This is a genomic window from Micromonospora sp. NPDC047753 (genome assembly GCF_040642735.1).
In the GTDB taxonomy this organism is placed as follows: Bacteria; Actinomycetota; Actinomycetes; order Mycobacteriales; family Micromonosporaceae; genus Micromonospora.
Window position 1 is genome coordinate 1 of record NZ_JBEYSL010000241.1, and the last position, 9746, is coordinate 9746.

Consider the following 9746-nt stretch of genomic DNA (forward strand, 5'->3'; position numbering starts at 1 on the left):
GCCTCACGGCCGCCGGTGTGGGCCTGGCCGCCGCCGTGGGCGGTCGCCGCGCCGCCGCGCTCGCCGTGCCGCTGGCCGCCACCATCTGGGGGTACGACCTGCTGGCCAAGAACACCGCGGCCGGTCCGGCCGTGATGGCCGCCTGCCGAGGGCTGGACGTGCTGCTCGGCGCGTCCGGCGGTCGGATCACCCGGGCGTTGCCGGCGGCGGCCACCGTCGCCGCGCACACCTGGACGGTCACCGCGCTGTCCCGCCGGGAGGTCACCGGCGCCGACGCCACGCTGCCGATGCGCACCCTCGCCGGCACCGCGTTGGTCGCCACCAGTGCCGCAGTCGCCGTGCCGGGCGCCTTCCGAACCGCGAACCCCGCCGGGGCCACCGACCGGGCCGAGACCGTCGACGAGACGGGCGTCCGCGCGGGTCGCAGCCGGTCGGCCACGATCGCGGCGCTGCTGCCCGCGGTGCTGGCCGGGTGGTACGCCGCCCGGTACGGCGCGGCCCAGGCCGAGGTTGTCCGGGACCCGTCGGCCAAGCGGGTCCGCGCGGCCGTCGGCGCCGGGATCACCGGGTTGCCGGCCCTCCAGGGAGCGCTCACCGCACGCGGTGGAGCAGGTCTGCTCGGGGTGGCCGTCGCGGCGGCCGCGCCGCTGGGTCGACGACTGGCCCGGAAGGTCTCCCCGACATGAGCGTCCCCGAGCCACGGCCCGGTGCGCCGGCCACCGACGCCACCACGCTGCGCCTCGGGTACGGCACCAACGGGTTCGCCAACCACCGCCTCGACGACGCGCTCGCGGTCATCGCCGACCTCGGCTACGACGGGGTGGCGCTCACCCTGGACCATGACCACCTGGACCCGTTCGCGCCCGGGCTCACCCGCCGGGTCGCCGCTGTCAGTCGACGGTTGGAGTCGCTGGGCCTGGCGGTGGTCATCGAGACCGGCGCCCGCTACCTGCTCGACCCGTGGCAGAAGCACGCCCCGACGTTGCTGCACGACGACCCGACCCGGCGGATCGAGTTCCTGCGCCGGGCCGTGCGGATCGGCGCCGACCTGGGCGCGGAGGCGGTCTCGTTCTGGGCCGGCGTCCGACCCGAGTCGGTCTCACCGCAGTGCGCCTGGGACCGGCTGGTGGCCGGCTGCGCCACAGTGGTCGACGCGGCCGACACCGCGGACGTCACCCTCGGCTTCGAACCGGAGCCGGGCATGCTGGTGCAGGACATCGCCGACTGGCGTCGCCTGCACGCCGCACTGGACAACCCGGCCCGCTTCGGCATCACCCTCGACATCGGTCACTGTCGGTGCCTGGAGCCCTGGCCGGTGCCGCAGTGCGTCGCCGAGGTGGCCGACCACCTGGTCAACGTGCAGATCGACGACATGCGCCGAGGCGTGCACGAGCACCTGGAGTTCGGCGTCGGCGAGATCGACTTTCCGCCGGTGCTGGCCGCGCTGCGCGACGCCGGCTACCAGGGGCTGGTCGCGGTGGAGTTGCCCCGCGACTCGCACGCCGCACCCGCCGTGGCCGCCCGGTCGATCGAGTTCCTGCAGGCCGCCGCGGCCACCGATCGTCACGCCACCCGCACCCTTTGCTCTGCACCCGCCGATGCGCCAGCGGCCGAGGGATCGTCCGCCGAGGCGACATCCGCGAAAGAGGCCCCGGTGCACATGTAGGTGCAGAGCAAAGGGTGGCGTGGCACCGGGAGCAGCACAAGGGAGGAGACGGGATGACACCGGATTCACTGCGGGCCGCGCTGGGAGGCGTACCCGACCCCGACTGGCTGGACACGGCGCTGCGCCGGGTCACCACCGAGCCCACCGCGATCACCAGGCTCTTTCCCGCCGTCGGCCGACGGTGCGGGCGGGCCGCGCTGCCCGACGCCCCCGGCTGGACCGCCGACGACGCGGCCCGGGTGCTGCTGCTCACCAGCCTTCCCGGCGAGCACGCGGCGTACGCCGAGCGCCTCTACCAGCACGGTGACGCGGCCGAACGACGAGCAGTGCTGCGTGCCCTGCCGCTGCTGCCGATCGGCGCGGACGCGGTCCCGTTGCTGCACGACGCGATCCGGACCAACGACACCCGGCTGGTCGCCGCCGCGCTCGGCCCGTACGCCCGGCACCTCGACCAGGCCGCCTGGCGGCAGGCGGTGCTCAAGTGCGTGTTCAGCGGCGTCCCCCTGGCCGGGGTGGCCGACCTGGACTCCCGGGCCGACAGCGAGCTGACCGCCATGCTCGCCGCGCTGGCCGCGGAACGACACGCCGCCGGCCGTGACCTGCCCGCCGACGCCACCGACCTGCTCGACCGGCTGACCGCCGCACTGCCCCGGGAGGCGTGAATGCGCATCTTCGACCCCCACATCCACATGACCTCACGCACCACCGACGACTACGAACGGATGGCCGCCGCCGGAGTGCGCGCGGTGGTGGAGCCGGCGTTCTGGCTGGGTCAGCCGCGCACCAGCGCCGCCTCGTTCACCGACTACTTCGACTCGCTGATCGGCTGGGAGCCGTTCCGGGCCGGGCAGTTCGGGGTGCGCCACTTCGCCACCATCGCGCTGAACCCCAAGGAGGCGAACGACCCGCGCTGCCGGCCGGTCCTCGACCTGCTGCCCCGTTACCTGGACAAGGACGCGGTGGTGGCGGTCGGCGAGATCGGGTACGACTCGATGACGCCCGAGGAGGACGAGGCGTTCGCGGCGCAGCTCGCCCTCGCGGTGGCGTACGAACTACCGGCGCTGGTGCACACCCCGCACCGGGACAAGGCGCGAGGCTGTGAGCGGACCCTCGCCGTGGTCGCCGAGTCCGGCATCGACGCGGGTCGGGTGGTCGTCGACCACCTCAACGAGGTGACAGTGAAGCTGGTCCGCGACAGCGGCTGCTGGCTGGGTTTCTCCATCTACCCGGACACCAAGATGACGCCGCAGCGGATGGTCGAGTTGCTGCGGGAGTACGGCACGGAACGGATGCTGGTCAACTCGGCAGCCGACTGGGGGCGCTCCGATCCGCTGCTGACCCGAGCCACCGGCGAGGCGATGCTCGCGGCGGGCTTCAGCGACGACGACGTCGACAAGGTGCTGTGGCGAAACCCTGTGGAGTTCTACGGGCAGTCGGGGCGGCTCGACCTCAGCGACCTGGACGCCGCCGCCGCCGTGGACCCGCAGACCGGCAACTCGATCCTGCGCGGCGGCAGCTGATGCGGCTGCGACATGCCGGCGGCGAGACCGTCCACCTGGGCTACTGCACCAACGTGCACCCGGCCGAGGACCTCGCCGGGATCCTCGGTCAACTGGACACCTACGCGGTGCCGGTCCGCGAGGCGCTCGGCAGCGACCTGCTCGGGCTCGGCCTGTGGCTGGCCGCCCCGGTCGCCGCCGAGCTGGCCGCCGACCAGACGCTACGCCGCCGGTTGCGCACCGAGCTGGACGCGCGCGGCCTGGAGGTGGTCACCCTCAACGGCTTCCCGTACGCGGCCTTCCAGGCCCCGGTGGTCAAGCAGGACGTGTACCACCCGGACTGGACCACCGAGCAGCGCCTGACCTACACCCTGGACCTGGCTCGGGTCCTCGCCGACCTGCTGCCCGACGACGCCGCCCGAGGTTCGATCTCCACGCTGCCGCTGGCCTGGCGTCAACCGTGGGACACCGGCCGGGCCGACGCGGCCCGACGCCGACTGGACCAGCTCGCCGCCGGCCTGGCCGACGTGCAACGGGACACCGGCCGTGAGGTGCGTGTCGCCTTCGAGCCCGAGCCCGGCTGTGTGGTGGAGAGCACCGGTCAGGCGGCCGCGCTGCTGTCCGGGATGGACACCGACCGCCTGGGTGTCTGCGTCGACCTCGCCCACCTGGCCTGCGCCTGGGAGGAGCCGGCCGAGGCGCTGCACCGACTGCGGGCGGCCGGACTGCCGGTGGTGAAGGTGCAGGTCTCGGCCGCTGTCGAGGCCGCCGACCCGGCCCGCGACGCCGAGGCGTTGCGCCGCTGGGTGGAGCCGCGCTTCCTGCACCAGACCCGGGGCGCCGGTTGCGCCGGTCTGGCCGACCCGGCCGAGCCCACGTACGCGGCCGACGACCTGGACGAGGCGTTGGACCGGGCGCTGCCCGGGCCGTGGCGGGTGCACTACCACGTGCCGTTGCACGCCCCACCCGAGGAGCCGCTCGGCTCGACAGTGCCGGTGCTTCGTGCGGCCCTGAGAGCGCTCTTCGACGGCCCGACCGCCGGCTGCGACCACCTCGACGTCGAGACGTACACCTGGGGGGTGCTGCCGGCCGCACGACGGCCCGGCACCGACGCGGAGCTGGCCGCCGGCATCGCCGCGGAGCTGGCCTTCGCCCGGGACGAACTGGTCGGCCTCGGCCTGACCACAGACCGAACCGTGAGCATGGGAGTGACGCGATGAGCCGGCGACTGGTGGTCCTCGACGTGGTGGGGTTGACGCCCCGACTACTGGCCCACATGCCTCGACTGCGCGGGGTGGCCGACGGCGGCTTCCGGGCCGAGCTGGGCACTGTGCTGCCCGCCGTGACCTGCTCGGTGCAGTCCACCTTCCTCACCGGCGAGCAGCCCAGCGGGCACGGGATCGTCGGCAACGGGTGGTATTTCCGGGAGCTGGGCGAGGTGCTGCTGTGGCGGCAGCACAACGCGCTGGTCGGCGGGGACAAGCTCTGGCAGGCCGCCCGTCGGGCCGAACCCGGCTACACGGTGGCCAACGTCTGCTGGTGGTACGCCATGGGCGCCGACGTCAACTGGACGGTGACGCCACGCCCGGTCTACTACGCCGACGGGCGCAAGGAACCGGACTGCTACACCGACCCGCCGGAGCTGCACGACGCGCTCACCGGCCGGCTGGGCACCTTCCCGCTCTTCACCTACTGGGGGCCGACCGCCGCCCTGCCGTCGTCGAAGTGGATCTGCCAGGCCGCCGAGCAGATCCTCGCCGACGTGTCACCCGACCTGACCCTGGTCTACGTTCCGCACCTGGACTACGACCTGCAACGCTTCGGTCCCTCGTCGGCCCAGGCCGCCGCGGCGGCAGCCGAGCTGGACGCGGTGCTCGGCCCGCTCCTGGACGCCGCCCGGGCCCGGGACGCCACAGTGGTGGTGCTGTCCGAGTACGGCATCACCGACGTGTCCCGGCCGGTGGACGTCAACCGGTTGCTGCGGGCCGAGGGCCTGTTGCGGGTGCACACCCAGGCGGGCATGGAGTACCTCGACCCGTGGACGTCGAAGGCGTTCGCTGTCGCCGACCACCAGATCGCGCACGTCTACGTCAAGGACCCGGCCGACGTGCCGGCGGTGGCGAAGCTCTGCGCCAGCCTGCCCGGGGTGGCCGAGGTGCTCGACGCCGAGGGCAAGGCCGCACACGGGCTCGACCACCCGCGCGCCGGTGAGCTGGTGCTGGTGGCCGAGCCGGACTCCTGGTTCACCTACTACTACTGGTTGGACGACGCCAACGCACCGGACTTCGCCCGGCTCGTGGAGATCCACCGCAAGCCCGGTTACGACCCGGCGGAGCTGTTCTTCGACCCGGCGAACCCCGGTGCCGCGAAGGCTCGCGCCGGGGTGGCCCTGGCCCGCAAGAAGCTCGGCATGCGGTACCTGATGAGCGCTGTCGGCCTGGACGCCGGTGCGCAGGCGGTTCGCGGCTCGCACGGTCGGCTGCCGGCAGACCCGGCGGACGGCCCGGTGCTGCTCTGCTCCGACCCGAGCGCGGCCCGGGACAAGATCGCGGCGACCGAGGTCAAGGCGCTGCTGCTGGAGTTGGCCGGATTAGGCGCTGACGGCGCGAGCGGCTCGGGGGAGCGGACATGACGGTCACCGTCGCGCCCACCGACGCCAGCGAACTGCGGGCACGCTTCGACGCGGAGCTGGCCGGTTTTCTCAGCCGACAGGGCCCGGACTGGCCGGACGGTGCGCCGCGGGGCGTGTTCACCGCGCTGCAACGGTTCGTGCTGGCCGGTGGCAAGCGGTTACGACCGCTCTTCTGCTACTGGGGTTGGCGCGGCGCGGGAGCGGCCGACGGCACCCCGATCGTGGTGGCCGCGGCGGCCCTGGAGCTGTTCCACGCGTTCGCGCTGATCCACGACGACATCCTGGACGGCAGCGACCGCCGCCGGGGTGAGCCGTCGGTGCACCGGCTCTTCGCCGACCTGCACGCCCGCTCGTCGTGGCGTGGTGACCCCGAGGCGTACGGCCGCAACACCGCGCTGCTCTGCGGGGACCTCTGCGCGGCCTGGTCGGATCAGATGTTCCACGAGTGCGGGCTCAGCACCGAGCAGGTGCACCGGGGGTACGGCGTGTTCGCGCTGATGCGTACCGAGGTGATAGCGGGGGAGTACCTGGACCTGGTCTCGGGGGTGGGCGACGGCTCGGTGGCCAGCGCGCTCACCGTGATCCGGATGAAGGCTGCCCGGTACACGGTCACCCGGCCGTTGCAGATCGGTGCGGCGCTGGCTGGGGCGGGGCCGGAGCTGATCGCCGCGTTGGGCGAGTTCGGTGACCCGCTGGGTGACGCGTTCCAGCTCCGCGACGACGTCCTGGGTGTGTTCGGTGACCCGGCGGTGACCGGCAAGTCGGTCCTGGACGACCTGCGTGAGGGCAAGCCCACGGTCATGATGGCGCTGGCCCGCAGCGCCGCCGACCGGCCCCAGACCGTCCGGTTGCGGGAGCTGTTCGGTAACCCGGCGTTGGACGCCGAGGGCGCGGCGGAGCTGCGCGACATCATCGAGGCGACCGGCGCGCGGGAGCGGATCGAGCAGATGATCCGGGTCCGGACCGAGGCCGCGCTCGCCGCGCTGCGGAACGCCGTGGTGGCCGACGAGGCCCGCGAGGCCCTGGTTGCGCTGGCCGGGCAGGCGATCGATCGACGGGCCTGACCGGCGACTTTCGATCAAATCGACAAAAGTTGATGCTGAACCGCCGGAAGGTATGGACACATCGACACGTGCGACTTAGTGTCGTGACCAACACGAAAATGTTTCGTCGAGGTGAACCGGCGGCGCGGTAACCCATCGACCCCCCACCACCGCTACGGCATCCGGCGCGACGGCGCGCGCCCGGCCTGGCAGTCACACGTCAGGAAGGGACAGCACAGATGTCAATGAAGGACGCTCCCCGACAACGGTCCCGACGATGGTTCTCCAGCGGATCCGCGCTGCTGCTGGCGGTCGCCGCCGGCACTGTCACCTTCGCCGCCGGCTCGGCCCCCGCCCAGGCACACACGATCGTCGCCAGCGACTTCCAGCAGGTCGAGTTGGCTCGCGGCGTGACCGACATGGGTGAGCCGATGTCCCTGGCGGTGCTGCCGGACCGCTCGGTCCTGCACACCGCCCGCAACGGCACCCTGCGCCGCACCGACGCCAACGGCACCACCTCCGTGATCGGCACCGTCTCGGTCTACACGCACGACGAGGAGGGGTTGCAGGGCGTCGGGGTCGACCCGGGCTTCGCCAGCAACCGCTACATCTACCTCTACTACGCCCCGCCGCTCTCCACCCCCGGCGGCGACGCACCGGCCACCGGCACCGACTTCTCGGCCTTCGACGGGGTCAACCGCCTCTCCCGGTTCACCCTGAACACCGACTTCACGCTCAACCAGTCGAGCAAGGTCGACGTGCTCGACGTCCCGGCCAGCCGTGGCATCTGCTGCCACGTCGGCGGTGACATCGACTTCGACGCCGCCGGCAACCTCTACCTGTCCACCGGCGACGACACGAACCCGTTCGAGTCGTCCGGCTACTCACCACTGGACGAGCGGACCAACCGCAACCCCGCGTACGACGCGCAGCGCAGCGCCGGCAACACCAACGACCTGCGCGGCAAGATCCTGCGGATCAAGGTGAACGCCAACGGCACGTACTCCATCCCGTCAGGCAACCTGTTCGCCCCCGGCACGGCCAGGACCCGGCCGGAGATCTACGCCATGGGGTTCCGCAACCCGTTCCGGATCAGCGTGGACAAGGCCACCGGGGTGGTCTACGTCGGTGACTACGGGCCGGACGCCGGCTCCACCAGCTCCACCCGCGGGCCGTCCGGCCAGGTGGAGTTCAACCGGGTCGCGGCACCGGGAAACTACGGCTGGCCGTACTGCACCGGCACCAACACCAGCACCGAGACGTACAACGAGTTCGACTTCGCGACCAGCGCCAGCGGCGCGAAGTACAACTGCACCGGCGGGCCGACCAACAACTCGTTCCGCAACACCGGCCTGACCACCCTGCCGCCGGCCCAGCCGGCCTGGATCCGGTACGCCGGTGACGCCGGCACCCCGACCGAGTTCGGCGGCGGCTCCGAGTCGCCGATGGGCGGCCCGGTCTACCGGTACAACGCCTCGTCGACCTCCACCACCAAGTTCCCGCAGTCGTTCGACGGGCAGTTCTTCGCCACCGAGTTCGGCCGGGGCTGGATCAAGCCGATCCACGTCAACTCCGACGGATCCCGGGGCACCATCGACACCTTCCCCTGGGTCGGCAAGCAGGTGATGGACTCGGCGTTCGGCCCGGACGGCGCCTACTACGTCCTCGACTACGGCACCGGTTACTTCAACGGTGACGCCAACTCCGCGCTCTACCGCTTCGACTACGTCGGCGGCGGCAACCGGGCGCCCACCGCGAAGGCCAGCGCCAACCGCACCTCAGGTGCGGCCCCGCTCGCCGTGACGTTCTCCTCGGCCGGCTCGTCCGACCCCGAGGGTGGCACGTTGACCTACGCGTGGGCCTTCGGTGACGGCACCACCTCGACCGCCGCGAACCCGACGAAGACCTACAGCGCCAACGGCACCTACACCGCCACGCTGACCGTGCGGGACCCGCAGGGCGCCACCGGCAGCAGCAGCGTGCAGATCAGCGTCGGCAACACCGCGCCCACCGTCACGATCAACAACCCGGGCAACGGTCAGCTGTTCGGCTTCGGGGACACGGTGCCCTACAGCATCACGGTGACCGACCCGGAGGACGGCACCATCGACTGCACGAAGGTCAAGATGACCTACGTGCTCGGCCACGACCAGCACGGCCACCAGATCACCTCGAAGACCGGCTGCTCCGGCTCGATCACCATCCCGGTCGACGGTGAGCACGACGACGCGGCGAACATCTTCGCGATCTTCGACGCCGAGTACACCGACGCCGGTGGGCTGACCACGCACACCCAGCACACGTTGCCGCCGCGGCACCGCCAGGCCGAGTTCTACGGCACCTCGTCGGGGATCAACGTGTTCAGCAAGACCCCGGCCGAGGGTGGCAAGACCGTCGGCGACATCAACAACGGCGGCTGGATCGCGTTCCAGCCGTACCGGCTGGGCAACGTGACCTCGTTCAACGCCCGGGTCTCCTCGGCGGGCGCCGGCGGCACCCTCCAGGTCCGGGCCGGCTCGGCCACCGGCACCGTGCTCGGCTCGGCCACGGTCCCGGTGACCGGCGGCTGGGAAACCTTCACCACCGTCACCGGGACGATCAGCAACCCGCCGACCGGCACGACCACGCTCTACCTGACCTTCGCCGGGTCGGGCACCGGGGCGCTCTACGACCTGGACGCCTTCACCTTCGTCACCGGGACGCCCCCGGCCGGTGGGGCCGGGCCGATCAAGGGCCTGGCTGGCAAGTGCCTGGACGTGCGCAACGCCGCGACCGCCGACGGCACGCAGATCCAGATCTACACCTGCAACGGCAGCGCGGCGCAGACCTGGGCCGTGACGCCGAACTCGACGATCAAGTCGTTGGGTAAGTGCCTGGACGTCGCGGGTGCCGCCACCGCCGACGGC

General features: G+C 72.2%; 8 protein-coding genes. All 8 read left to right on the forward strand.

The genetic code is table 11. From position 1 onward, the window contains the following. Positions 1–686, forward strand: a 686-nt coding sequence (locus ABZ749_RS20230) for a 4-hydroxybenzoate polyprenyltransferase (protein ID WP_357229892.1), incomplete at its 5' end; no start/stop codon positions are given. Continuing rightward, complete coding sequence (locus ABZ749_RS20235; protein ID WP_357229894.1) at positions 683–1666, forward strand: sugar phosphate isomerase/epimerase family protein; 984 nt, start codon at positions 683–685, stop codon at positions 1664–1666. The genes ABZ749_RS20230 and ABZ749_RS20235, both read left to right, overlap by 4 nt. 53 nt (positions 1667–1719) lie before the next feature. Beyond that, a complete protein-coding gene (locus ABZ749_RS20240) occupies positions 1720–2328 on the forward strand; it encodes an EboA domain-containing protein (protein ID WP_355009792.1) in 609 nt (202 codons plus the stop codon). Further along, complete coding sequence (locus tag ABZ749_RS20245; protein WP_355009791.1) at positions 2329–3186, forward strand: TatD family hydrolase; 858 nt, start codon at positions 2329–2331, stop codon at positions 3184–3186. It abuts the gene before it with no gap. Next, the gene (gene eboE, locus ABZ749_RS20250) at positions 3186–4385 is read left to right on the forward strand and encodes a metabolite traffic protein EboE (RefSeq protein WP_357229896.1); all 1200 of its coding nucleotides are present in this window, start codon (positions 3186–3188) and stop codon (positions 4383–4385) included. Before ABZ749_RS20245 ends, eboE begins: the two co-directional genes overlap by 1 nt. Beyond that, positions 4382–5797, forward strand: coding sequence for a nucleotide pyrophosphatase/phosphodiesterase family protein (locus ABZ749_RS20255; RefSeq protein ID WP_357229898.1), 1416 nt, complete (start codon positions 4382–4384; stop codon positions 5795–5797). Before eboE ends, ABZ749_RS20255 begins: the two co-directional genes overlap by 4 nt. Continuing rightward, on the forward strand, positions 5794–6861 hold the full coding sequence (locus ABZ749_RS20260) for a polyprenyl synthetase family protein (RefSeq protein WP_357229900.1): 1068 nt from the start codon (positions 5794–5796) through the stop codon (positions 6859–6861). Before ABZ749_RS20255 ends, ABZ749_RS20260 begins: the two co-directional genes overlap by 4 nt. A gap of 218 nt (positions 6862–7079) precedes the next feature. Then, positions 7080–9746 (forward strand): PQQ-dependent sugar dehydrogenase (locus tag ABZ749_RS20265; protein ID WP_357229902.1); only part of this gene is annotated, 2667 nt, incomplete at its 3' end.